This is a genomic window from Alteromonas sp. R7, from assembly GCF_055755235.1.
Window position 1 is genome coordinate 250,997 of record NZ_JBVTQX010000001.1, and the last position, 23,997, is coordinate 274,993.

Sequence of the window (23,997 nt, forward strand, 5' to 3'; positions counted from 1 at the left end):
TTAGATAGTGAATTTAGTTATTAGGGAAGTGTTTTTGCGTTAACTTCGTCTATCAACTTCACGCTTTAGATAGCAAAAGTAAGTGTTCATGCAAGGCCGAAACTTGCGAAGAGAGGGCGTTTAGGCTGGTGCTATTGTCTAATACATGGTCTGCAGCGCTCAGCCGTTCTTTACGGCTAGCTTGTGACGCCATAATACTTTTAATCGTTGCTTCAGAGCTACCATCTCGCTTTAAGGCGCGTTCAAGCTGAAGCACTTCAGGGCAGTCAACCACTACTACGTGGTTACACATTTCAGTAAGCTTGTTTTCAACCAATAGTGGAACAGACAAGATGCAATAGGGGGAAGTCGATTCCATGATTAGCTGTTGCATGCGAGAACGAATAAGCGGGTGGAGAAGGCCGTTCAGCCAGGTTTTTTCATCTGGGTTAGCAAAAACCTTCTCTCGAAGTGCGGCGCGATCAAGGCTACCGTCTTCAAGCAAAATATGCTCGCCAAAATGCTCAGCTATTTGAAGTAACCCTTGTGAGCCCACGGCAACTACATCTCTTGCGACCTCGTCGGCATCCACGATGTCTATGCCTAACGACGCAAAAATATCAGTGGCAGCAGATTTACCGCTACCTATCCCGCCAGTAAGGCCTACTACAAAGGGAGTCTGCTTATTCATAATGCCGGCACCTTCTAACTAAAGTACGTAATCAAGATAGGTGGTAATAATGGCATCTTTAAAAAGCAGTGTCAGCCAACCCGCCACTGCGAGATAGGGACCAAAAGGAATTGCCAGCGACTTACCTTTGTTTTGAATCACCATTATGAGTATGCCTGCAATTGCACCAACAAACGAAGAGAGCAAAATAATAATGGGCAAACCTTGCCAGCCCGTATAAGCGCCAAGTGCGGCGAGCAGCTTGAAATCGCCATAGCCCATGCCTTCTTTGCCAGTGGCAAGTTTAAATAGCCAATAAACAGACCATAAACTTAAGTAACCCGCCGCTGCGCCAATAATAGCGTCGGTGGTGCCTACAAAAATGTGTTGCGTGCTCAACAGTAACCCCAACCACAGTAGAGGCAGTGTCAACTGGTCAGGTAATAGCATCTTATCTAAGTCAATAAACAGCAGAGCAACGAGTATGTAAGTAAACAATACGGCCCATAGTGCTTGCGATGTGACACCAAATTGATAGGCCGCAAAAGTACAGGCTAAAGCAGTAAACAATTCAACCAGCGGGTATCGAACTGATATTCCAACTTTGCATTTAGCGCATTTACCTTTAAGGAACAGGTAGCTAATAACAGGAACATTTTCCCATGCGCGAATCTTGTGGCCGCAGCTAGGGCATGTGCTGTTTGGTTTTACAAGGTTAAATACTTCTTCTGACGCTGATGAGTTTTTATTGTGAGGTGTCGGCTCACCCTCGCTAAAATAGCTTTGGTACTCTTGCTGCCAGCTGCGTTCCATCATAATAGGCAAGCGGTAAATCACCACGTTCAAGAAACTGCCAACCATTAAGCTTACAAAAAAGACTAGGGAATAGAATACAGCAGGGTAAAGCTGACTAAGCGTAATTATCGCGTCCATGGTATGTGGTTCTTATGATTGTTGATTTTCGTTCTTTTGGTGCTGAGCCACGTTATACCACGTTACCCATCTGGAATATAGGGAGGTACATAGCCACAATCAAGCCGCCGATTACCACGCCAAGTACGGCCATGATCATAGGTTCAAGTAGGCTAGTTAAACCGTCTACCATATCATCGACTTCAGCTTCATATATGGTGGCAATTTTGCTGAGCATTTCATCAACCGCGCCCGACTCTTCACCAATGGCAATCATCTGCGTCACCATGTCAGGGAATACTTGTGTAGCGCGCATCGCAACATGCATTGGCATACCGCCCGCCACTTCTTTACGCATGTATAAAATGGCTTCGCGGTATACTGCGTTGCCCGATGCACCTGCGGCGGATTCAAGTGCGCCAATAAGCGGCACACCTGCTGCAAAGGTCGTGGCTAGGGTTCGGGTAAAGCGCGCAATACTTGCTTTCTTTAGTATTTCGCCAATAACGGGAATTTTTAAAATGTTGCGGTCTACCGTGTCACGTAGCTTCTGGCTTCGCTTATAGGTGCGCATAAACATAAACCCAGCACCGCCAATACCTATGGCGATAAAAATACCGTAGTCTTGGACGAACCGTGAAATAGCCAATACGAACTGGGTGAAGGCAGGGAGTTCTGCGCCAAAGCTGCTGAAAATCTCTTCAAACTGCGGCACAACAAATATAAGAAGGATGGTCGTAACAATAAAGGCAACAACCAAAACCGCGATAGGGTAAAACATCGCTTTTTTGATTTTTGATTTTAGAGCTTCGGCCTTTTCTTTGTAGGTCGCGATGCGGTCATAAATCGTTTCAAGTGCGCCCGACTGCTCACCGGTGTAAACCAAGTCGCAATACAAATCGTCAAAATATAGGGGGTGTTTTCTAAGCGCCGACGAGAGCGGGTTACCAGATTTAACCTCATCGGTAATTTCGCCTAAAAGTTTCCGCATGGATTGCTTGGCGTGACCTTGTGCAATCATTTCTAAAGATTGGATAAGGGTAACGCCCGCGGCAAGCATGGTGGCGATTTGACGCGATATGACAGAAATGTCTGCTGGGGTTATTTTTTGTCCACCACCGAAAAGTGGTTTAGCTAGTTTCTTTACTTTGTTGGCAGAGATCCCTTGTCGACGGAGAAGGTTTTTGGCTTCTGAGAGTGATGTTGCCGAAATTTCGCCCTTACGAGCTTGGCCGTGGCGGTCTTTCCCTTGCCATATAAATGTAGTTGCCGCTTTAGCCATTTTTTACACCTTTAAAAACTAGTAAGCCCAGTTATCACTGGGCTTATTATTAATTTAATCAGCTTCTATTAGCAAAGGTCTGCTGGGTCACAGCTAACAGTCCAAAGTAGACGTCCAGTTTCTTCTGTTGCTGTCAAAGTGTATGTACCATCACCAGTGCCGCCTTGGATATTCATGTCAGGGTAAGCTGTAGCTGTAATTGTACCTGCTGTGCCAGTGTTTACGCCAACGATTGCTGGAGTTGTTGCAGTAGCGTCTGCTGCTGTAGTTGTAGCTGGAACACCGTTGTTACCAGAAGTACACTGCGTTAGATCAGCTGTCGAAGCATAACATACCTCAATCGCAGTTTTGGCCGCTGCTGTAGCATTAGATACTTCAGTAAAACGCGCTTTTTGCGTGTAGTTTTGGTAAGCAGGAAGTGCGATTGCTGCAAGGATACCGATGATTGCAACAACAATCATTAGTTCGATTAGGGTGAAACCTTTTTGGTTTTTAGTATTCATGTTCATCATGGTTTTTCTCCGGGACGTGTATAACACGTAAAGTTTAAATCTAATTCAAATTGACGTTTATACCCGAGTCGTCCATTTAACGCCCCTGGTACTTGATACTCAGTATAGAATTTTATTTGTTACTGACAAGTATAGGCAAATATACCTATGTCTAGCTTTTTCAGTATGACACGGTTCGCCGCGCCTTGGCAGGCTTTATCACTTGAACTTTCGTATAAAAGTTAATGACTTAAGTGCGTATGTCTATCTATACACAAAAAGCATTATCGAGAAATGACCGAAAAGAATGACGAGTAATCGTATTGTAAATTATACATCTACTCGGTGATTTAAAATCACTGTGCAACTTCAACCATTAAGGTCTCAGTAATTAAAGCCACAGTATAGGGAAGTGATAATTGCGATAACGTAAATTTCACTGAAACACTTTAGCTTTATAATAAAACACGTGCAACAAAGAAGCCGCGTTATAAAAGTGGAAGTACAAGGGGATAAGCAACACATTCGCTTACCTAATGTTAAATCCACCTTTACAGCTTATAATTTGGCTCTTTATCTTTCTTGCTCTGCTATGACAAATTAATGCGCAGCGACAAATCAATGGCCTGAACGTGCTTGGTTAAAGCTCCAGATGAAATGTAATCTACGCCTAGCTTAGCGAGAGACGCCAGTCGTTCATCAGTAATGTTTCCTGATACTTCCAGTTTACATTGACCTTTGTTGAGCGCTACTGCCTGTTGGATCTGTTCGTTAGAAAAATTATCCAGCATGACAATGTCGGCACCTGCACCAAGGGCTTGTTCAAGCTCGGTTAAATTCTCTACCTCTACTTCAACGGGCTTGCCCGGCATCATTGTTTTCGCTCGGCTTACGGCTTTTTCGATGTTTCCGCAAGAAAATATGTGGTTTTCCTTAATTAAGAATGCATCGAACAAACCCACACGATGGTTTTGACCACCACCACAACGCACCGCGTATTTCTGTGCGTGCCGCAAACCTGGCAACGTTTTGCGGGTATCGAGAATTTTAGTGTTGGAGCCATCTAAATACTTAGCGTAAAAGGCAGTAACAGTGGCGGTTGCCGACAGGGTTTGTAGGAAGTTAAGCGCCGTACGTTCTGCCGTCAATATCGCGCGAGCAGAGCCTTCCAAACTAACCAGTACGGTGTTGGCATCAACTTTGTCACCATCTTTTACATGCCACGTTAGCGACACCGACTCGTCGATTAGTGCAAATGCTTGGTTTGCCCATGCGATTCCACAAACCACGCAAGGCTCTCGCGTAATAATAGTGGCTTTTGCATTAACGCTTTCATCTATCAGGTTCGCCGTAATGTCGTTTGCAGCATTTAATTCGCCGCCAAGATCTTCAATAAGCGCGTTCGATACTTGCTCTCGAATCGCTTGCATGTCTGGTGATGTCATCTTCATCGCTATGATCTATGCTATCTGTGTATTTAAAGGGTACGCAATATTAACCATTCTCCGCGCTGAGTAAACTCTAATTGGCGAAGAACACTCATTCCCAGCAATATATGGTCATCTTGCATACCGGGGTTTAAGTTTGCTTTTACATCGCGCACCACAATTTCACCAATGCGCAAAGTTTCAATGGTCGATTCGGCGACTCTTACAACGCCGTTAGCTGTGCTGGCTAACCCTTCTCGACCCGCTTTGAGTTGAAGCTTGTTAGCCAAATGGGCGGGAACGGCCACATCAGTGGCACCCGTATCAACAAGAAATACGACTTCCTCACCATTAATATAACCTGTTGTCACATAGTGACCTTGGCGATTTTGCTTAAGTCGGACTTCGGTTTGTGAACCAATACGCTCTGATGTTGGTTCGCTATTTGGGTTAATTTGTTTTTCTAGAAGATCTGAGAAAATAAAAACCAGTAGACCAAAACCGCAAATCCAAGCAAGCGCAACCATCCATTTACCCGTTGACGCTGTCGGGTCTTGTTGTTCATTCATGCTTCTACCTTTCTTATAATAGTGGTGCACCGCTTTTCGTATCGCTAAATACTCGGCGTAATCTCTTAAGCAAAGGACTAACGTGCTGATTAGCTTGTTAGAATGCAATGTATAGCCCTATACACTTATATCCATATACAATGTAGGCTATAACGCAGAAAATCAATTATCGAAGCAAATACTATGGTGCTTTACAACGAAGCAAAGTACACAGCAAGTCCGCATTATGATGCTCGTCCTGACAGCACAGACGTTTGCCTGTTAGTGATTCACAATATTTCACTACCTCCTTCACAGTTTGGTACGCCGGGCATTCGCCAATTGTTTACCGGAACCCTCAATCCTGATGAACATCCTTTTTATAGAGAAATTGCTGGGCTACGGGTCTCTGCTCATTGTGTAATTTATCGAACGGGTGAAATAGAACAATTTGTACCTTTTGATCAGCGGGCATGGCACGCGGGCCTGTCTTCATTTCAAGGCCGCAGCCGCTGTAACGACTATGCCATAGGTATTGAACTTGAAGGCACTGATACGTTGCCTTACACCGATGCACAGTACCAAGCCCTTGGCGAACTCACTGATTTTATTACGAGATACTATCCTCGGATCACTTTAGGGCGTATCGTAGGCCATAATGATATAGCACCAGGGCGAAAAACTGACCCTGGTGCAGCTTTCGATTGGGCAAGATATAGAATACGCGTTGCTGGGTTTAAATAATTTAATTAATCCGCACTGCAGAAAAAAGGAAACTCAATACCTATGATGTTAATGAGCTTGCTATTGGTTCTCAGCCTCGAGCGGTTGATAACCAAAACACCTAATTGGCATATTGAAAAGTATGCCGCTCAATATCGTGCTTTTCTTCAAGATAAAGGGTTGATTAAGTTTCAAGAAGGAAATGAAGGTGAGGAGGGGAGTAAAAAGGTCTCATCCATAGCACTTTATTTCTATCTTTTACTTCCCACAGTAGTGCTGGGAGCAATTGAATACTGGGTACTTGGCGCATTTCTTACTTTTATAGAGCAAAGCATAATTTTGTTCATCTGTATTGGCTGCCCCGCATTGCGAGCCGTCTACAAGAGCTTTTTGAATGCTGCTGACCGAGGTGACCTTCAGGCGTGCAGTATGTACACTGACCAATTAGGGCATTGTGCAAGTCAAACAGACAGTGACGGAAGTGCAGGTACAGAAGGCAAAACTTTTGGCCAACACCTTACCTGGCTTAACTATCAACACTATGCCGCTGTGATGCTGTGGTTTATTGCTTTTGGTGCACCTGGCGCGCTGTTTTATAGCTTGAGTCGAAGCACAACCGAGGCATTGTGTGATGCAAATCACCCTTTAAAAGCCGCTGCTGGCAGATTAATGTTTGCGCTTGATTATATTCCTGTTCGCGTTACCGCTTTTGGCATGCTGATGATGGGACATTTCTCACGAGCGTTGCCTGAGTGGATTAAGTATGCACTTCAGTTCGATGTATCTGCATACGATGTGCTTACACAAATTTCTTCGAAAGCTGAGATTCTAACGCCTGATGAACAGCAGTTGCAGGCTGAAAATGCAGCAATAGAACCGAAGGTGCTTGTAAAGTTAGCAAAACGTAATGTTATTTTTCTTCTTGTAATAACATCAGCGCTCACGCTTGTAGGTAGTCTTGCATAGTCATTATTTTTAAAATTTACTAGCCTACTTGGCTTAGAAGGGCGTTTGGTCTATCTATTAATTGTATGTAGATCAGGCGCTTTGCCCCTATTACTGCATTCTCCCTTCCTCATCAGACCAGTTTGCGGTTACTGATTTTTCTTAACAAATTCAACAATAAAGCTTAACACCCAGCAAAAGGTAAATGCTTTGCTATGCTTGTGAGTATTTACCTCGAAATCGATCTGCCTTAAACTAGATAGGTAAAATGGTATTACCAATTGTGTTTGTGATTAAATATTCCACGATTATTTTTTACATTCACCGCTCTTATAACGTCGCTATTGTTATAGAGCACGGTTTAAATAAAAGGATACGTAGAGCGCATGCGGCAGCAGCGAAAAAAACTCTCTGATGTGATTACCGAGCAACTCGAGTCAATGATACTCGACGGTACGTTATTGGCTGGTCAGAAATTACCGCCAGAGAGAGAGCTTGCGCTTGAATTTGATGTATCGCGACCTTCGCTTAGGGAAGCCATTGGTAATTTACAGGCACGTGGGTTGGTAGAACGTAAGCAAGGCGGCGGTACGTTTGTTAATCGCAACCTTAATTCTGCCATGACAGACCCCCTAATGGACTTAGTTAGCCAGCGTCCTGAAACTCAATTTGATTTGCTTGAATTTCGTCATGCGCTTGAAGGGATGGCGGCGTACTATGCAGCACTTCGTGGTCAACCTGAAGATTACAACGCATTGAAGCAAGCGCTGAACGACGTACCTACGCCTAAAGCGCACGAAAGCAAGCGTGCCCAAGCTGAGGCGCTAGGACAGTTTTATATCATTATGGCAAGAGCATCACACAATATGGTGTTGTTGCACGTAATGAGCACCATGCAAAGCATGCTGGTGGACAATATTGAACGAAACTTTGACATGCTGGCAGCGCACCCTGAAGCGGTGGAAGACATTGCTAAGCAGCGTCGTGAAATTGTAGAAGCCATTGCTTCTCGCGACCCTGAAGCTGCGCGTCAGGCATGTAATACGCATTTGGCGTTTATTGAAAAAACGCTATTAACCATTAATCAACGCGATACCCGCGTACAGCGCGCATTGCGACGATTAGAGATTTAGTTACTAGTCTGACTTTTTATAAGATAAGGGCTAGATAGCTATTCATTCGCAGAGGCCGGTCAGGTTTTTCCTGTGCCACTGCAAAAGCAGGTGAGCCAGATTGGGTCACTGTGAGTACAACGTAATTTAGTTTTCCTTCTTTTAGCGCCTTTAAGAGTAAAGGCAATGCTAAGGGAGGATTTTCTATATAAGCAAAAAATAGGATGGCACCATGTCTGATATGATGCACCAAGATGTAGATCCTCAAGAAACTAAAGAGTGGATTGATGCGCTTGAGTCGGTTTTAGAAGAGGAAGGCGTAGAACGCGCCCATTATTTACTCGAAAAACTTATTGATAAAGCACGTCGCAGCGGAGCGCATCTACCGTATGACGCAACTACTGCCTACATCAATACTATCCCAGCAGCGCAAGAGCCAAAAATGCCTGGCGACTTGACCATCGAAGCGCGCATCCGTGCGGCGATTCGTTGGAACGCATTGATGATTGTATTGCGTGCATCTAAAAAAGACCTAGAGCTTGGTGGCCACATTGGTAGCTTCGCATCATCGGCTATGCTTTACGATGTTGGCTTTAACCACTTCTTCAAAGCGCCTAACGAAAATCAAGGCGGCGACTTTATTTTCGCTCAGGGCCATATTTCTCCAGGTATTTATGCGCGCTCATATATGGAAGGCAACTTAACTGAAGAGCAGTTAAACAACTTCCGTCAAGAGTGTGCTGGCGATGGTCTGTCGTCATACCCACACCCTCACTTAATGAAAGACTACTGGCAATTCCCAACCGTATCTATGGGTCTTGGTCCACTTCAAGCTATCTACACAGCGCGCTTCCTTAAGTACCTAACTAACCGTGGTATCAAAGACTGTTCAGGTCAGCGCGTTTACTGCTACATGGGTGACGGTGAGTGTGATGAACCAGAGAGCTTGGGTGCAATTGGTCTTGCTTCTCGTGAAGGCCTAGACAACCTAACGTTTGTTATCAACTGTAACCTTCAGCGCCTAGACGGCCCGGTACGTGGTAACGGCAAAATTATCCAAGAACTTGAAGGTACGTTCCGCGGCGCTGGCTGGGAAGTAGTGAAAGTTATTTGGGGTAGCTACTGGGATGAGCTATTAGCTCGTGATAAATCTGGCAAGCTAATTCAGCTTATGGGCGAAACGGTAGACGGTGAATACCAGAACTGTAAAGCCAAAGGCGGCAAGTACACCCGTGAAAACTTCTTCAACAAGTATCCTGAAACAGCGGCACTTGTAGCGAACATGTCTGACGACGACATCTGGCGCTTGAACCGTGGTGGTCACGACCCAGTTAAAGTATTCGCGGCTTACCAAAAAGCGATTGATACTAAAGGTCGTCCAACGGTAATCCTTGCTAAAACGGTTAAAGGTTTCGGTTTAGGTGCATCAGGCGAAGCACAAAACGTAGCGCACAACGTTAAGAAAATGGACGTTGATTCAATTAAAGCGTTCCGCGACCGTTTCAATATTCCAGTAGCAGACGAAAAAATTGCTGACCTGCCTTACTTCAAGTTCGACGAAGACAGCGAAGAAATGAAGTACCTTCGCGAGCGTCGTGAAGCTCTAGGCGGTTACTTGCCTTCTCGCCGTGAACAGGCTGAAGAACAGCTTGAAATTCCTGAGCTAAGTGCATTCGACGCCATCTTAAAAGGTTCAGGTGACCGTCAAGTATCGTCAACCATGACGTTTGTGCGTGTACTTAACGCGCTATTGAAAGATAAGAAAATTGGTAAGCGTATTGTTCCAATTATTCCTGATGAAGCCCGTACATTTGGTATGGAAGGCTTGTTCCGTCAGGTAGGTATTTACGCCAATGAAGGCCAGAAATACGTACCGCAAGATGCCGACCAAGTCGCTTACTATCGCGAAGATAAGAAAGGTCAGGTATTACAAGAAGGTATTAACGAGCTAGGTGCAATGGCATCGTGGGTTGCGTCGGGTACGTCTTACTCAACGTGTAACGCTACCACTATTCCGTTCTACATTTACTACTCAATGTTTGGTTTCCAACGTGTTGGTGACTTGGCATGGGCGGCAGGCGATAGCCAAGCGCGTGGTTTCCTATTAGGCGCAACAGCAGGTAGAACCACACTTAACGGTGAAGGTCTACAGCACCAAGACGGACACTCACATGTTCAAGCGAACCTAATTCCTAACTGTATTACTTACGACCCAACGTATGGTTACGAAGTAGCAGTTATCGTTCAAGACGGTCTACGTCGCATGTACGGTAATAACGAGAATATCTTCTATTACCTAACATTGATGAACGAGAACTATCAGCATCCTGCAATGCCAGAAGGTGATGATGTTGCTGAACAGATCATTAAAGGTATCTACAAGCTTGAGCGTGTTGAAAATGACAAGTCTAAGCTGAATGTTCAGTTGATGGGCTCAGGCACTATCTTGAACGAAGTGCGTAAAGCGGCACAGATTCTTTGTGACGACTACAACGTATCTTCTGACGTTTACTCAGTGACCTCGTTCAACGAGCTAGCGCGTGAAGGTCAAGACGTAGCACGCTGGAACATGCTAAACCCAGAAGCTGAGCAAAAAGTACCTTACATTGGTCAGGTAATTACGAAAGACGCAGGTCCTGCGATTTCTGCCACTGACTATGTGAAGAACTACTCAGACCAAGTACGTGCGTTCATCGAAACTGAATACCGCTGCCTAGGTACAGACGGTTTCGGTCGAAGCGATAGCCGTGAAAACTTGCGTACTCACTTTGAAGTTAATGCGTCATACATTGTGGTGGCATCACTTTACGAATTGGCTCAGCGCGGTGACGTTGAGAAGAAAGTGGTAGCAGAAGCCATTAAGCGTTTTGAAATTAACGCTGAAAAACTTAACCCACTTTACGCGTAAGCCAGATAAGGTATTTTACATATGTCAGATATTCAAAAGATTATCGTACCCGACGTAGGCGGTGACGAAGTTGAAGTTATCGAGCTATGTGTTGCCGTAGGCGACAACATTGAGGCTGATGAAGGCGTTGTTACTGTTGAAAGTGACAAGGCGTCAATGGACATCCCAGCACCGTTTGAAGGTGAGATTGTTAGCCTGTCTGTATCAGTAGGCGATAAAATCAAAGAAGGCGATGTGATTGGTGAAATGAAAGTTGCCAATGGTGACAGTGCCGATGAAGGCGCGTCTGAAGAAAACGCTTCAGATGAATCTTCTAAAGAAGATGCACCTAAGCAAGAAGCACCAAAAGACGAAAGCAAGTCAGAAGCAGCGCCAGCTGCGTCTGGCAGCAGCGAAGTAATTGAAGTTGCAGTACCGGATATCGGTTCTGACGACGAAGTAGACGTAATCGACGTATTGGTTTCAGTGGGCGACACCATTGAAAAAGAAGATGGGCTAATTACCCTTGAAACCGATAAAGCAACCATGGACGTTCCTTCAACACACGCAGGTACGGTGAAAGAAGTATTCATCAGTACTGGCGATAAAGTGAAAGAAGGTACGGTTGTTATTAAGCTTGAAGTAGCGGGTTCAGGCTCGTCTTCAAGTGAATCGGCGTCTAGCGATGCTTCTTCTGAAGCATCTGCACCGGCTGCGCAGGAAAGTTCAAAGCAAGAATCAGCGCCTGCGGCGTCTGCAAGTAACGAAACCATTGAAGTTGCTGTACCAGACATTGGTGAAGACGGTGAAGTTGACGTTATCGATGTACTTGTATCAGCTGGCGACACCGTTGAAAAAGAAGACGGCCTAATTACGCTAGAAACTGATAAAGCGACCATGGATGTGCCTTCAACACATGCAGGTACGATTAAAGAAGTCTTTATCAAAGCGGGCGACAAAGTTAAGCAAGGCACCTTGGTTGTTAAGCTTGAGACCAGCGGTGGTTCGTCTTCAAGTGCAGCTGAAAAGCCTGCTGAAGCGCCTAAGCAAGAAGAGACTAAACAAGACTCACAGCAAGACGAGGCTCAACAAGCGTCACAGCAGGAAGCCTCGCAAGGTCGCTCTCCTGTGCCTCCAGCGCCAGAAGCCAAGAATACAGGTAAAGCACATGCTTCTCCTTCGGTTCGCCGTATTGCTCGTGAGTTTGGTGTAGACCTGACTCAAGTTAACGGCTCTGGCCCGAAAAACCGTATCTTGAAAGAAGACGTTCAAGCCTACGTGAAAGCTGAGCTTGCGAAACCTCGCACAGCAGCAGCTTCAGGCAGTGCGCCTGTGGGCGACAACGTACTTCAAATCGTGCCAGTTAAGCCTGTTGATCACAGCAAGTTTGGTGAGATTGAAGAACAAAAGCTTTCTCGAATTCAAAAGATCTCTGGACCGTTCTTACACCGTAACTGGGCGACTATCCCGCACGTTACGCAGTTCGACGAAGCAGATATCACTGAAGTTGAAGAATTCCGTAAAGAGCAAAACGCTTACCACGCGAAAATTAAGTCTGGTCTTAAGATCACGCCACTAGTATTCGTTATGAAAGCGGTAGCGAAAGCGCTTGAGAAATACGAAGTATTCAACTCATCACTGTCTGACGACGGCGAGAGCTTAATCATTAAGAAGTTTATCAACATTGGTATTGCGGTTGAAACACCGGGAGGCCTTGTTGTACCTGTTATTCGTGACGTGAATAAGAAAGGTATTGAGGAGCTGTCTCAAGAGCTTATTGAAACATCTAAGAAAGCCCGTGAAGGCAAGCTTAAAGCGGCCGACATGCAGGGTGGAACGTTTACCATCTCTAGTCTAGGTGGTATTGGTGGCACGGCGTTTACGCCTATTGTAAATGCACCAGAAGTCGCCATATTAGGTGTGTCTAAGTCTGAGATGAAGCCTAAGTGGAATGGTAAAGAGTTTGAGCCGCGCTTAATGGTGCCGCTAAGCCTGTCATACGACCACCGAGTCATCGATGGTGCGGTAGGTGCAAGATTCTCTACTGAGGTTGCTGCAAACCTAACTGACTTACGCAGAATCATACTTTAAATAAAAGGTCGAAAAAGTTTACAATATCAGTAACATTTTCGACGATTTTATAAGCCCATTTGGTGGCATTTAGGTTATGCTATTACACAAAAGTAATAGCATGACCCTACAAGAACAGGATTGAGGTTCACAATGAGCGAAATTAAAACGCAATTGGTGGTACTGGGCGGCGGCCCTGGCGGTTATTCAGCAGCATTCCGTGCGGCTGACTTAGGTATTGAAACAGTTATCGTAGACTCACGCGACACGCTTGGTGGTGTTTGTCTTAACGTTGGCTGTATCCCTTCAAAAGCCCTTCTTCACGTTGCTAAAGTAATGAAAGAAGCGAAGCACCTTGCTAGCCACGGTGTATCGTTTGGCGAGCCTACCATCGATTTAGATAAAATCCGCGAATACAAAGACGGCGTTGTTAAGCAATTAACGAATGGTCTTAGCGGTATGTCTAAAATGCGTAAAACCAAGCATGTACAAGGCTTCGGTAAATTTACAGGCGCAAACACCCTAGAAGTAAAAAATGGTGACGACGTTACTACTATTACTTTCGAGAAAGCGATTATCGCTGCGGGTTCTGAGCCAGTAAGCCTACCGTTCATCCCAGAAGATGATCGTGTAATTGACTCAACTGGCGCACTGGAAATGAAAGACATTCCAGAGAAAATGCTAGTACTAGGCGGTGGTATCATCGGTCTAGAAATGGGTACTGTGTACGAAGCACTTGGCTCGAACATTGATGTAGTTGAATTCTTAGATCAGCTAATTCCAGCAGCTGACAAAGACATCATGAAAGTGTTCATGAAAGACTACAAAGACAAGTTTAACATCATGCTTGAAACCAAAGTGACTGCGGTTGAAGCAAAAGACGATGGCTTGTACGTAACATTTGAAGGTAAGAACGCACCTGCTGAGCCAGTGCGCTACGACAAAGTACTTGTTGCTGTTGGTCGTAAGCCAAACGGTAAGCTAGTTGGCGCAGATGCAGCTGGCGTAAACGTTGACGAGCGTGGCTTCATCAACGTTGATAAGCAAATGCGTACTAACGTTGACCACATCTTCGCAATTGGTGACCTTGTAGGTCAGCCAATGCTTGCGCACAAAGCGGTTCACGAAGGTCACGTTGCAGCAGAAGTTATTGCTGGACAGAAGCATTACTTCGACCCACGTGCTATTCCTTCAGTAGCGTACACTGAGCCAGAAGTTGCTTGGGTTGGTCTAACTGAAAAAGAAGCGAAAGAGCAGGGCGTAAGCTATGAAACAGCAACGTTCCCATGGGCTGCTTCAGGCCGTGCAATTGCATCTGATGCAACTAACGGTATGACTAAGATGATTTTCGAAAAAGAAACGGGCCGCGTAATCGGTGGTGCTATGGTAGGTACCAACGCGGGCGAAATGCTTGGCGAAATCGGCCTAGCTATTGAGATGGGTGCTGATGCTGAAGACGTAGCATTGACTATCCATGCTCACCCAACGCTTAACGAATCAATTGGTCTTGCGTCTGAAATCTTCGAAGGAAGTATTACTGACCTGCCAAACCCGAAAGCGAAGAAAAAGAAGTAAATTAGCTTCTTTGTTCGAACTATGAAAAAACCGCTCATTGAGCGGTTTTTTTTATTAGGGCTTTGAATGTTTTAGAACCACTTTACCTGCGATAACACAACGCGATGACGAACATGTTAAGTCTCGCCGAGTGGGTAGTTATCTAAGCAGGCTAGTATTAAGCCGTTTCTTTTCCAACCGCTACGGTGTCGAGTCTTTTGTCCATTTCATCATTGCTGGGCGTTTTCAAATGCGCAGGCGTAAACTCTTCACAATCCATATTGCGCTGGTCCATAAAGCGCTTAACCGTTTCGGCGCAATAGGCTTTTCTACAGCATTGAGAGAGCAGCATTTCATGACGTTGTACACGCTCGCGAATAAATCTAACTACGAGTCCTCTAAGCCACTGTAAACCCGCGTCTTGATCCTGACGTTTGTGCCACATTACAGACAGCGGAGAGCTGACAATTTCTATTGGCGTTTCAAATACCGCCAATTCCCCTGAGAAAATTTCTTTTTCCATTACCAAAGACGGTGCTACACAAATAAGGTTGCTCTCTTTTAATAACGGTGTAGCGTTATAAAACTGGTTTACTGACATTGCCACGCGGCGTTTAAGGCCTAAATTCGCCAGCACCTGATCTGTAGGGCCAGTCACATCACCCGTAACAGAAACTAGAAGGTGGTCAGCCGCAACAAAGTCTTCTAAAGTCAATTGAGATTTTGCTAATGGATGATCGGGGCGCATAACCACAACCCAGCTTGGGTCGAGAACATGTTCGGCACGAATAACAGAGCCAGGCTCCTGATACTTAGAGAAAGTGAGCTCTGCTTCAGCATCTTTGAGTATTTTATCGGTTTCCATGTCGTAATTAGGAATGGCATGGATGTTAATACCAGGCGCTTCATTCTCAATAACTTTGCGTAGCGGCCCCCACACCATAGAAACGATGCTGTCAGTTGCAGCTATACGAAAGGTACGCTTAGCCGTTGCAGGGTTAAAGTTAGTTGGGTTAACGGCGACTTCAAGCTCGCCTAAAGGGCCCTGAATCTGACTCCATAAATTTTTAGCAAATGAGGTAGGTTGAATACCGCGGCCGTCTTTAACGAACAGTTCATCTTTCCAAGCTGTGCGCATTCGAGAAAGTGCGTTAGATACCGCAGGTTGCGTCATCGACAGCCTGTCAGCTGCGCGGGTAATTGCACCCTCGGTCATGATGGCATCAAAAATCATCAATAAATTTAAATCATGTGGACGCATGGTTGTCTCCGGTGTCTATTGCGGACAATCTACTTTCATCTATCGAACGATGAAAAAAGCTGCCGTTTACTTCGTTTTTGGCTATGTAATTTAACTGACATAGTTTAGTTATAGGTTATAGCTAAAAGCATTTATTTTCCAAATGAATGCGACGAGCGACACTGGTACACTATATCGCTGTAACCGTTGATTTCCCTAAGCTCTCGCTTTTTATACGGTTATTCTCATTTTCTCTGCGAAACCATTCTTCTAAATTTTTAAAAGCAGTTATCTCTGTCAGCCCGATCTTCAATATATAACATCATGTGATGTGTTGCATATAAAAAGATAATTATTTTTATTGTTGGTGGCGATGCATAATGCACAGCATCAAACTTTAGTTTAATTTTTAAGAGAATCTTGCAATGAAAACTTTTACCCGTTTATTGGCAATAGTAAGCCTAACTGCGCTTGTCGCTGCATGCGGTGGTGACGAGCAGGATCCAAGTCAATCTATGAGCGCTGGCGCAAATGCTGGTGTTCCTGTTGATGTGGCAACGGTTGTGTCTCAGCGTTTAACCGAGTGGGATAATTTTACAGGTCGTTTAGAGTCTCCGCAAATTGTTGCGCTTCGCCCTCGCGTGTCGGGCTATATTGACTTTGTTGCATTTGATGAAGGCGAATATGTCGAACAAGGGCAAACTCTATTCTTGATTGATAACCGCACGTTTAAAGCAGAAGTTGATCGATTGACTGCACAGCTTGAAGAAGCCAAAAGTCGTGTTCAGTTGGCTGAGCAAAACTATGGCCGTGCTTTTAAACTTCGTAAAACCCAAGCGGTTTCTGAAGAAGTTCTTGATGCCCGTTTAGCTGAGAAAAACCAAGCGCTTGCGAGCTTAAACCAAACGCAAGCAGCACTTGAAGTAGCGCGCCTAAATCGCGGCTTTGCTCGTGTTGAAGCACCTATTTCTGGACGTATTTCTCGAGCAAACATCACTGAAGGTAACTTTGTTACCGCAGGACAAACAGAGTTGACTCGCATCGTATCAACCGACCGTTTATATGCGTATTTCGATATTGATGAGCAGACCTACCTAAACTATCTAACTGATAAATCAGCGGCTTCAACAGCAGTGAGCGAGCAGCCAGTAGCGATGCGCCTTGCTAACGAGTCTGATTATAACCACTGGGGTCAAATTGATTTTATCGACAACCAGGTTAACGGTAGCACCGGCACACTTCGCGTTCGCGCCGTATTCAATAATGAAGAAGGTCGCTTAATTCCGGGATTATTTGCACACTTAAAATTGGCAGGTGACACCGATGAACAGGGCATTCTTATTAAAGAAAAAGCTATCGGCACAGATCTTAATAATAAGTTTGTACTGGTTGTAAACGACGAAAGTAAAGTGGAATACCGTGCGGTTAAGCTAGGCGACAAAGTGGGCAGCATGCGCATCATCACAAGCGGCTTGAATGAAAACGACACCATTGTGGTTGATGGCTTACAGCGCGTTCGCCCTGGTGCCCAAGTTGCCGCTAACGAAGTGCCTATGGGTGATGAAGATGCTTTGGCAAACTTATCTAGCTGGCAGTCACGTGTTGATAATGCAACACAAGTAACCCAAAACATGGCGCAGTATGAGGATGTTTTATCTGGTGGTTCATTTGCCACAGGTACAGCAACAGCAGGTCTTAAGTAATGAACATTTCGCAGTTTTTCATTAGCCGCCCGATTTTTGCGGGCGTGCTTTCCCTACTTATTTTTATAGGTGGTGCAATTGCTGTCTGGCAACTACCTATCACTGAATACCCAGAAGTAGTGCCGCCTACCGTGGTGGTAACTGCGAATTATCCCGGTGCAAACCCAGAGGTTATCGCGGAAACAGTTGCAACGCCGCTAGAGCAAGAAATTAACGGTGTTGAAAACATGCTGTATATGTCATCACAGGCAACCAGTGATGGCCGTATGACGCTAACAATTACGTTTGCCATTGGTACGGATCCAGATGAAGCCACAACGCTGGTACAAAACCGAGTAAATCGCGCGACACCGCGTTTACCTCAAGAAGTACAGCGTTTAGGTGTGGTAACTGAAAAATCTTCACCAGATTTAACCATGGTAGTGCACCTGACGTCGCCTGATAATCGTTATGACATGCTTTATCTTTCAAACTATGCTGATCAGTTTGTTAAAGACGAGCTAGCGCGAATCAATGGCGTTGGGCAAGTGCGTCTGTTCGGTGCTGGTGAATTCAGCATGCGAGTATGGTTAGACCCTAACAAACTGGCTGCGCTCCAGTTAAACCCTGGCGATGTGGCAGCAGCTATTGCCGACCAAAACCAGCAAGCGGCGGCAGGTAGCCTAGGCGCACAGCCTACGGGTACCAGCGAATTTCAGCTGCTTATCAATGTGCGCGGCCGTTTAAAAGATGAAGCCGAATTTGAAAATATTATTGTTAAGTCGGGTGAGAATGGCGAAATAACCCGTCTTAAAGACGTTGCGCGTATTGAACTAGGTTCAGAGTTTTATGCACTGCGTTCACTTATTAACAATAACCCTGCGGCAGCGGTGCCGGTTTTCCAAGCACCAGGCTCTAATGCAATCCAAATTTCAGATGACGTTCGCGCTCGAATGGCGGAACTGTCTAAGGCGTTCCCTGAAGGCCTTGAATACGAAATTGCCTACGACCCTACCGTATTTGTTCGCGGTTCGATTGAAGCGGTAATTAGTACACTTCTTGAAGCTGTATTGTTAGTTGTACTTGTTGTTGTACTGTTCTTACAAACATGGCGTGCGTCTATTATCCCACTCGTTGCAGTGCCTATTTCACTTGTGGGAACGTTCGCCTTTATGCAGCTAATGGGCTTCTCGCTGAATGCACTGTCGCTGTTTGGTTTAGTGTTGGCAATTGGTATTGTTGTGGACGACGCCATCGTTGTTGTCGAAAACGTAGAGCGTAATATCTCTGAAGGCAAAGCGCCGTTTGAAGCCACCGTACAGGCAATGAAAGAAGTAACCGGTCCTATCATTGCCACAACACTGGTACTTGCTGCGGTATTCGTACCTACTGCTTTCATGAGCGGTCTTACTGGACAGTTCTATAAACAGTTTGCGCTAACAATTACTATCTCTACGGTAATTTCTGCAATTAACTCGTTAACGCTTAGCCCTGCGTTATCTGCATTGCTGTTGAAACCTCACGGTAAAGCGAATGACTGGTTAACCCGTTTAATGGATAAAGTGTTTGGCCGCTTTGTATTTTCACCGTTTAACCGTTTCTTTGACCGTAATTCAAAGCGCTACACTGGTGCTGTGGGTGGGCTTATCCGTAAGAGCAGTATCATCATGGTGCTTTACGCGGGTCTGTTAGGGCTCACTTACTTCCAGTTTGCCAATACACCAACAGGCTATGTTCCGCCGCAAGATAAGCAGTATTTGGTCGCCTTTGCTCAACTGCCAAATGCAGCAAGCTTAGACAGAACTGAAGAAGTGATCCGTGAAATGTCTCGTATTGCTATGGAACACCCTGGTGTTGAAGATGCAATTGCATTCCCTGGCTTGAATATTAACGGGTTTACCAATAGTCCAAGCTCAGGCGTGTTGTTTGCAACGCTGACTGACTTTGATAAAAGAACGACGCCTGATCTATCTGGTGGCGCTATTGCTGCCCAGCTTAACCAGAACTTTGGGTCTATAAAAGGTGCCTTTGTGGCAATATTCCCGCCGCCACCAGTAATGGGGTTAGGCACGATTGGTGGTTTCCGTTTACAGGTTGAAGACAGAGGAAACCTAGGCTTTGAAGAACTTGAGCGCGTAACGCAAGAAGTGATTGGCAAAGCGTGGGCACACCCAGCGCTTACCGATGCATTCACTAGCTTCACTGTTGCTGTACCTCAGCTCGATGTGGATGTAGACCGTGAAAAAGCGGTAAGCCAAGGTGTAAACATCGATACCTTGTTTACCACCATGCAGGGCTACTTAGGTTCGTTATACGTGAACGACTTCAACTTGTTCGGTAGAACTTACCAAGTAAATGTACAAGCTGATGCCCAATACCGTCAGGATATTGAGAACATTACGCAGTTTAAAGTACGTAATGCACAAGGTGAGATGATCCCGCTTGGCTCATTCTTGAACATTGAGCACAGTGCAGGCCCTGACCGTGTTATGCACTATAACGGATACGTCACCGCTGAAATAAACGGTGCAGCAGCGCCAGGCTATTCGTCTGACCAAGCGAAGGCAGCAATTGAAGAAATACTGGCTGAAACGTTACCACTTGGCATGACTTACGAGTGGACTGAGATCACCTATCAGCAAATATTAGCGGGTAATGCATCAGCGTTTGTATTCCCATTAGTTGTGCTTTTGGTGTTCTTAGTACTGGCTGCACAATACGAAAGCCTGCGTTTGCCACTGGCAATCATATTGATTGTTCCCATGACCTTGCTGAGCGCGCTTATTGGTGTGCAAGTTTATGGCGGCGACAACAATATTTTTACCCAAATAGGTTTGATTGTACTGGTTGGCCTTGCAACGAAGAACGCCATTCTTATTGTCGAGTTTGCAAAAGAGCTACAAGACAAGGGGATGGACGCGCTTTCAGCCATTAAAGAAGCAAGTCGATTACGTCTTCGTCCAATACTAATGACATCCATTGCTTTCATCATGGGTGTGCTGCCAATGGCGGTATCAACCGGTGCCGGCTCTGAAATGCGTCAGGCCATGGGTGTGGCAGTATTCTCAGGCATGATTGGTGTTACCGTATTTGGACTTATCTTAACTCCGGTATTTTATTACCTGATACAGCGTAAAGGTTAACTCTCCCGTCTACCCAAGCGTTGCCCTCTTAAGGGGCTCTTTAGGCCACTCATTTGAGTGGCCTTTTTTTTGCCACCATTGGTCAGCTTTTATCTCGTTTTGTGAAACCGAAAAGCTTATATTCGCTTGTATCCTGTTGAAAACAGACAGAATGGAGATTCGAATGAAAATAGGTGCGGCGATAGTAATGGCGATGGGCATGGTGGTTGCTGTGTCTTTGCTTGGTGTTCAGGTGTCTTCTGCCATGAACGATATGCAAACGTGGGATAGAGTAGTAACCGTAAAAGGATTGTCAGAGCGAGAATACATTGCTGATCAGGTTATTTGGCCTATTCAATTTGTCGACGCGGGCAATGACTTACCTCAACTGTATGAACATATTGAAAAGAATAGCCTTCAGGTAGCTAACTTTTTAGAAGAGAAGGGCATTTCAGCAGAAAGCATTACTATTGGAAAGCCAGAAATAAATGACAAATTGGCACAACAATATGGAAGTAGTGAAAAAGCGCCATTTCGCTACAGTGCCATTCAAACCGTTACTGTCTTTTCAAATGATGTTGAAAAGGTGCGAGCGCTTATGCAGCAAATTGGGGAGTTAATTAAAACTGGTATTGTATTATCAGACCAAAGCTACCGCGCTCAGCCCGACTATGTATTTACCCGCTTAAACGAAGTAAAGCCGGAAATGATTGAAGAAGCTACGCTCAATGCGAGAGAGGTTGCGGAAAAATTTGCCAAAGATTCAAAAAGTACGTTGGGCAAAATTAAGCGCGCTAATCAAGGGCAGTTCAGTATTTCTAGTCGCGATAGTCATCATCCACATATAAAGAAAGTGCGCGTGGTTTCTACTATCGAATACACACTTATCGACTAGCGCATCAGGCTTTCGAACATGGTGTAGCAGTCAACAGGCCGTATTTCGTGCTATGCTTTGTCATATCGAAAAGGCCTGCGAGTCGAATTGCTTAGTTTTAAAGCAGCGTGGCTTAGATGATTGGAATGCCTTACTGCTAATGTCTAGTGGCTAGATGTTGGAGTATGCGTTTTAATTTATATTGATAAAGCTAAAGCGTGGCCACTGTTGCTTGCTTGAAAATGCAGCCCAAGTGGTATTCGTTTCACCTTTTGAAGGTTATGCCACTGACATGACGGAACAAAAATCACAATCCCAACAGCTGGAGTTTTTTGAAATTCCAAGCCCATGCATTGGTGTGTGTGAGTCAGGTCCAAGGGGTTTCTGTAAAGGGTGCTATCGAAGTCGCGACGAGCGCCTGTACTGGCTTAAGGTTGATGATGCAACTAAACGTAAAATAATCAGCGCCTGTGCTCGGCGCAAAAAAGCGGTGCTGACGCGCGCTCGCAAGCAACAGCAAAAAGAGCTGGGGGAATCAATTGGGCAGTTCACGCTGTTTGATGATCCGCCAAGTTCAGAATAAGCGGCCTTGAGTTTGTAAAAAGTAGACTGAGAGTTTCTAGATGTCGTTAGATAAGTATGTTTCGTATGCCGCGAAATCATTTACGTTACCGGATATATGCGTGCGCCTGCGTTCAACATTAGACGATCCCCGTTCCAGCGCCGAGGATATTGGCGAGCTTATTAGTGCTGATCCCTCTCTTACCGCGAAGGTACTAAGGCTGGCAAATAGCTCGCTGTTTCGGTTTCCTTCTCAAGTAGAATCTGTTGCCAAAGCAATCAGTGTGATTGGAGGCGAAGCCCTGTATAACTTGGTAATTGCAGAAACTGCCAGCACAGCATTTAAACGCTTTGATACTAAGTTAATAAATTTAGACAAACATTGGTATGCATCAGTGTATTGCGGCATGGTGGCCAAAAGTCTTGCGATGAGACTTAACGTGCGCGGAGCAGAACGCTTCTTTGTAATGGGTATATTGCAAAACTTAAGTGAGCTGGTCGTGGCCAAGAAAGAAACTAAACGCTACCAGTCATACCTGAATGCTGAGACGAACGTGTTGCCTCACGTTAATCAGTTGGAGCATTTCGGTTTTACGTTTGCTCAATGCAGCGGTATCATACTAGAAAATTGGTGCTTACCTATTGGGTTGTACTATCCGGTAACGTTCATGAATGATGAAGCTAAACATAAATCTGATGTAGATATCTGCGTCCTGTGTTTAGCAAATCGAATTACGGTAAGTCAGTTAAATAAAGAAAGTTACGCTGACATTGAACTTTTTACCCCTGAGATAGCCAATACAGTAAGTCTCAACATGGAAGTGATAAGTAATTCAATTGAATACGCCGAACAAGAAACGGCAAAAATTGTGTCGCTTATTCACTGAGCTTTCGGTGCAACAACTCCGTTACTTTACTGATAATTAGCAAAATGTAGTAAAGCTCATCCAGAGGATTGGTATAACAAGCGTCGTACTAAGACGTAATCTAAAAACTATAAAGCTCAACGTAAATCAGATTATGTTCAAAAAAATCTTCCGGCCAAGCATTGTTGTTGGCATTGTTTGTTGCTGCGTGTGTGTGCACGCAAGTGCGAGGGATCTTATACAAACCCTCTATCACGCAGACTTCACGCCCGACACCGATGACGAAATTCCTCGCTTTACGCTAGACGGTGAACTAGGTGTACTTGTAAACACCGGAAACACCTCAGCTGCTAGTGTGAAAGCCGCGGTCAATGCGGACCATGAAACAGAAAATTGGAGCAGTATCTACTTCGCAGAGTTGCTCTATAAAGAAAGCGGTACGCCAACAACAGAGCGGGACATCAGCGCCCAGCGCTTTTTCACTAGCGCGCAGTTCGACTATAAACTAATGACGCCTGGTCGCCGTCTTTTTATGTACGGTGATTACGAAGACGATCAATTTACCGGTTACGATCACCGTGCTTCGCTGGCAGCGGGCTGGTCTCAGCGCCTCTGGCGCAGTGAAGACAGTGAGTTTCGCTATAGCATTGGTCCTGGCTACAGTTTTATTGAAGCTGAAGAAGATAATGAAAGCGTAGTCAACGATGGCATCATTGTAAGAGCGTCCGCCGAATACAAATACCACTGGAGCTCAGGCGCCAAGTTAAGGCAGTTTGTTAGCACTGAGGCGGGTGAAGAAAATATGAAATCGCGGTCAGAAACTTCGCTTTCAGCCAACGTATTCGGTTCACTGGCGATGAAGTTATCCTTCATACTAAACCATGAAACAGACACCGCCGAAGATGTTGCAGCCTTAAGCACAGAGACCTCCGTGGCGCTGGTCTATCAGTTTTTTTAGTCAATTAGTGTAAATTAACGGGTTATCTTTGGCTTTTTACCGTGTTCGCATTGACTGAGAGCTTTGAAAATGTACACTGCGCACCATTGTTTGT

At 45.1% G+C, this 23,997-nt stretch carries 19 protein-coding genes; 12 read left to right on the forward strand and 7 right to left on the reverse strand.

Translation table 11 applies throughout. The annotated features are described in order from the left end of the window. Positions 1-58: 58 nt before the first annotated feature. The 6 genes from coaE to AC0J2X_RS01135 all read right to left on the reverse strand — a co-directional run bounded on the left by coaE (position 59) and on the right by AC0J2X_RS01135 (position 5,330). Complete coding sequence (gene coaE / locus AC0J2X_RS01110) at positions 59-670, reverse strand: dephospho-CoA kinase (protein WP_283622374.1); 612 nt, start codon at positions 668-670, stop codon at positions 59-61. Between the two features lie 18 nt (positions 671-688). After that, a complete protein-coding gene (locus AC0J2X_RS01115) occupies positions 689-1,582 on the reverse strand; it encodes a prepilin peptidase (protein WP_342317702.1) in 894 nt (297 codons plus the stop codon). A 52-nt stretch (positions 1,583-1,634) separates the two neighbouring features. Further along, on the reverse strand, positions 1,635-2,843 hold the full coding sequence (locus AC0J2X_RS01120) for a type II secretion system F family protein (protein WP_069944749.1): 1,209 nt from the start codon (positions 2,841-2,843) through the stop codon (positions 1,635-1,637). 68 nt (positions 2,844-2,911) lie between these two features. Continuing rightward, positions 2,912-3,355, reverse strand: a complete 444-nt coding sequence (locus AC0J2X_RS01125; RefSeq protein ID WP_069944748.1) for a pilin — start codon at positions 3,353-3,355, stop codon at positions 2,912-2,914. 569 nt (positions 3,356-3,924) lie between these two features. Next, positions 3,925-4,779, reverse strand: a complete 855-nt coding sequence (nadC, locus tag AC0J2X_RS01130; protein ID WP_014950401.1) for a carboxylating nicotinate-nucleotide diphosphorylase — start codon at positions 4,777-4,779, stop codon at positions 3,925-3,927. A gap of 32 nt (positions 4,780-4,811) precedes the next feature. After that, a complete protein-coding gene (locus AC0J2X_RS01135; RefSeq protein WP_014977216.1) occupies positions 4,812-5,330 on the reverse strand; it encodes a retropepsin-like aspartic protease family protein in 519 nt (172 codons plus the stop codon). 183 nt (positions 5,331-5,513) lie between these two features. Between AC0J2X_RS01135 and ampD the strand changes: the two genes are divergently transcribed. From ampD to lpdA, 6 genes are all read left to right on the forward strand, one after another. After that, entirely contained in the window at positions 5,514-6,053 is a 540-nt protein-coding gene (ampD, locus tag AC0J2X_RS01140; RefSeq protein ID WP_342317701.1) for a 1,6-anhydro-N-acetylmuramyl-L-alanine amidase AmpD, read from the forward strand. A 42-nt stretch (positions 6,054-6,095) separates the two neighbouring features. After that, positions 6,096-6,998 (forward strand): beta-lactamase regulator AmpE, encoded by a 903-nt coding sequence (ampE, locus tag AC0J2X_RS01145; RefSeq protein WP_342317700.1) that lies wholly within the window; start codon positions 6,096-6,098, stop codon positions 6,996-6,998. A gap of 365 nt (positions 6,999-7,363) precedes the next feature. Then, entirely contained in the window at positions 7,364-8,110 is a 747-nt protein-coding gene (gene pdhR, locus AC0J2X_RS01150) for a pyruvate dehydrogenase complex transcriptional repressor PdhR (protein ID WP_014950397.1), read from the forward strand. Positions 8,111-8,321: 211 nt separating this feature from the next. Beyond that, positions 8,322-10,997 carry a pyruvate dehydrogenase (acetyl-transferring), homodimeric type gene (aceE, locus tag AC0J2X_RS01155; protein WP_039228012.1) on the forward strand — a complete coding sequence of 892 codons (2,676 nt, stop codon included), beginning with the start codon at positions 8,322-8,324 and terminating at the stop codon, positions 10,995-10,997. Positions 10,998-11,018: 21 nt separating this feature from the next. After that, positions 11,019-13,067: a pyruvate dehydrogenase complex dihydrolipoyllysine-residue acetyltransferase gene (gene aceF, locus AC0J2X_RS01160; protein WP_342317699.1), complete on the forward strand. Its 2,049-nt coding sequence runs from the start codon at positions 11,019-11,021 to the stop codon at positions 13,065-13,067. A gap of 132 nt (positions 13,068-13,199) precedes the next feature. Beyond that, entirely contained in the window at positions 13,200-14,621 is a 1,422-nt protein-coding gene (gene lpdA / locus AC0J2X_RS01165; RefSeq protein WP_014950394.1) for a dihydrolipoyl dehydrogenase, read from the forward strand. A 157-nt stretch (positions 14,622-14,778) separates the two neighbouring features. On the opposite strand, the gene AC0J2X_RS01170 is transcribed toward lpdA, so the two are convergent. Further along, a complete protein-coding gene (locus AC0J2X_RS01170) occupies positions 14,779-15,861 on the reverse strand; it encodes a LysR family transcriptional regulator (protein ID WP_342317698.1) in 1,083 nt (360 codons plus the stop codon). Between the two features lie 404 nt (positions 15,862-16,265). Here AC0J2X_RS01170 and AC0J2X_RS01175 point away from each other — a divergent pair, with 404 nt between their 5' ends. From AC0J2X_RS01175 to AC0J2X_RS01200, 6 genes are all read left to right on the forward strand, one after another. Continuing rightward, positions 16,266-17,543, forward strand: a complete 1,278-nt coding sequence (locus AC0J2X_RS01175) for an efflux RND transporter periplasmic adaptor subunit (RefSeq protein ID WP_061486389.1) — start codon at positions 16,266-16,268, stop codon at positions 17,541-17,543. Continuing rightward, on the forward strand, positions 17,543-20,665 hold the full coding sequence (locus AC0J2X_RS01180; RefSeq protein WP_014977213.1) for an efflux RND transporter permease subunit: 3,123 nt from the start codon (positions 17,543-17,545) through the stop codon (positions 20,663-20,665). Before AC0J2X_RS01175 ends, AC0J2X_RS01180 begins: the two co-directional genes overlap by 1 nt. Before the next feature lie 163 nt (positions 20,666-20,828). Continuing rightward, positions 20,829-21,539, forward strand: coding sequence for an SIMPL domain-containing protein (locus AC0J2X_RS01185; RefSeq protein WP_014950391.1), 711 nt, complete (start codon positions 20,829-20,831; stop codon positions 21,537-21,539). Between the two features lie 271 nt (positions 21,540-21,810). After that, on the forward strand, positions 21,811-22,101 hold the full coding sequence (locus tag AC0J2X_RS01190; RefSeq protein ID WP_039228189.1) for a DUF1289 domain-containing protein: 291 nt from the start codon (positions 21,811-21,813) through the stop codon (positions 22,099-22,101). Positions 22,102-22,141: 40 nt separating this feature from the next. Then, entirely contained in the window at positions 22,142-22,966 is an 825-nt protein-coding gene (locus tag AC0J2X_RS01195) for an HDOD domain-containing protein (RefSeq protein ID WP_252118933.1), read from the forward strand. A 133-nt stretch (positions 22,967-23,099) separates the two neighbouring features. Then, on the forward strand, positions 23,100-23,903 hold the full coding sequence (locus tag AC0J2X_RS01200; RefSeq protein WP_014950388.1) for a DUF481 domain-containing protein: 804 nt from the start codon (positions 23,100-23,102) through the stop codon (positions 23,901-23,903). The last annotated feature ends 94 nt before the right edge of the window (positions 23,904-23,997 follow it).

Coding starts and splice junctions, on each gene's coding strand:
- coaE (WP_283622374.1), bottom strand. CDS start 670: ATGAATAAGCAGACTCCCTTTGTAGTAGGCCTTACTGGCGGGATAGGT.
- AC0J2X_RS01115 (WP_342317702.1), bottom strand. CDS start 1,582: ATGGACGCGATAATTACGCTTAGTCAGCTTTACCCTGCTGTATTCTAT.
- AC0J2X_RS01120 (WP_069944749.1), bottom strand. CDS start 2,843: ATGGCTAAAGCGGCAACTACATTTATATGGCAAGGGAAAGACCGCCAC.
- AC0J2X_RS01125 (WP_069944748.1), bottom strand. CDS start 3,355: ATGATGAACATGAATACTAAAAACCAAAAAGGTTTCACCCTAATCGAA.
- nadC (WP_014950401.1), bottom strand. CDS start 4,779: ATGACATCACCAGACATGCAAGCGATTCGAGAGCAAGTATCGAACGCG.
- AC0J2X_RS01135 (WP_014977216.1), bottom strand. CDS start 5,330: ATGAATGAACAACAAGACCCGACAGCGTCAACGGGTAAATGGATGGTT.
- ampD (WP_342317701.1), top strand. CDS start 5,514: ATGGTGCTTTACAACGAAGCAAAGTACACAGCAAGTCCGCATTATGAT.
- ampE (WP_342317700.1), top strand. CDS start 6,096: ATGATGTTAATGAGCTTGCTATTGGTTCTCAGCCTCGAGCGGTTGATA.
- pdhR (WP_014950397.1), top strand. CDS start 7,364: ATGCGGCAGCAGCGAAAAAAACTCTCTGATGTGATTACCGAGCAACTC.
- aceE (WP_039228012.1), top strand. CDS start 8,322: ATGTCTGATATGATGCACCAAGATGTAGATCCTCAAGAAACTAAAGAG.
- aceF (WP_342317699.1), top strand. CDS start 11,019: ATGTCAGATATTCAAAAGATTATCGTACCCGACGTAGGCGGTGACGAA.
- lpdA (WP_014950394.1), top strand. CDS start 13,200: ATGAGCGAAATTAAAACGCAATTGGTGGTACTGGGCGGCGGCCCTGGC.
- AC0J2X_RS01170 (WP_342317698.1), bottom strand. CDS start 15,861: ATGCGTCCACATGATTTAAATTTATTGATGATTTTTGATGCCATCATG.
- AC0J2X_RS01175 (WP_061486389.1), top strand. CDS start 16,266: ATGAAAACTTTTACCCGTTTATTGGCAATAGTAAGCCTAACTGCGCTT.
- AC0J2X_RS01180 (WP_014977213.1), top strand. CDS start 17,543: ATGAACATTTCGCAGTTTTTCATTAGCCGCCCGATTTTTGCGGGCGTG.
- AC0J2X_RS01185 (WP_014950391.1), top strand. CDS start 20,829: ATGAAAATAGGTGCGGCGATAGTAATGGCGATGGGCATGGTGGTTGCT.
- AC0J2X_RS01190 (WP_039228189.1), top strand. CDS start 21,811: ATGACGGAACAAAAATCACAATCCCAACAGCTGGAGTTTTTTGAAATT.
- AC0J2X_RS01195 (WP_252118933.1), top strand. CDS start 22,142: ATGTCGTTAGATAAGTATGTTTCGTATGCCGCGAAATCATTTACGTTA.
- AC0J2X_RS01200 (WP_014950388.1), top strand. CDS start 23,100: ATGTTCAAAAAAATCTTCCGGCCAAGCATTGTTGTTGGCATTGTTTGT.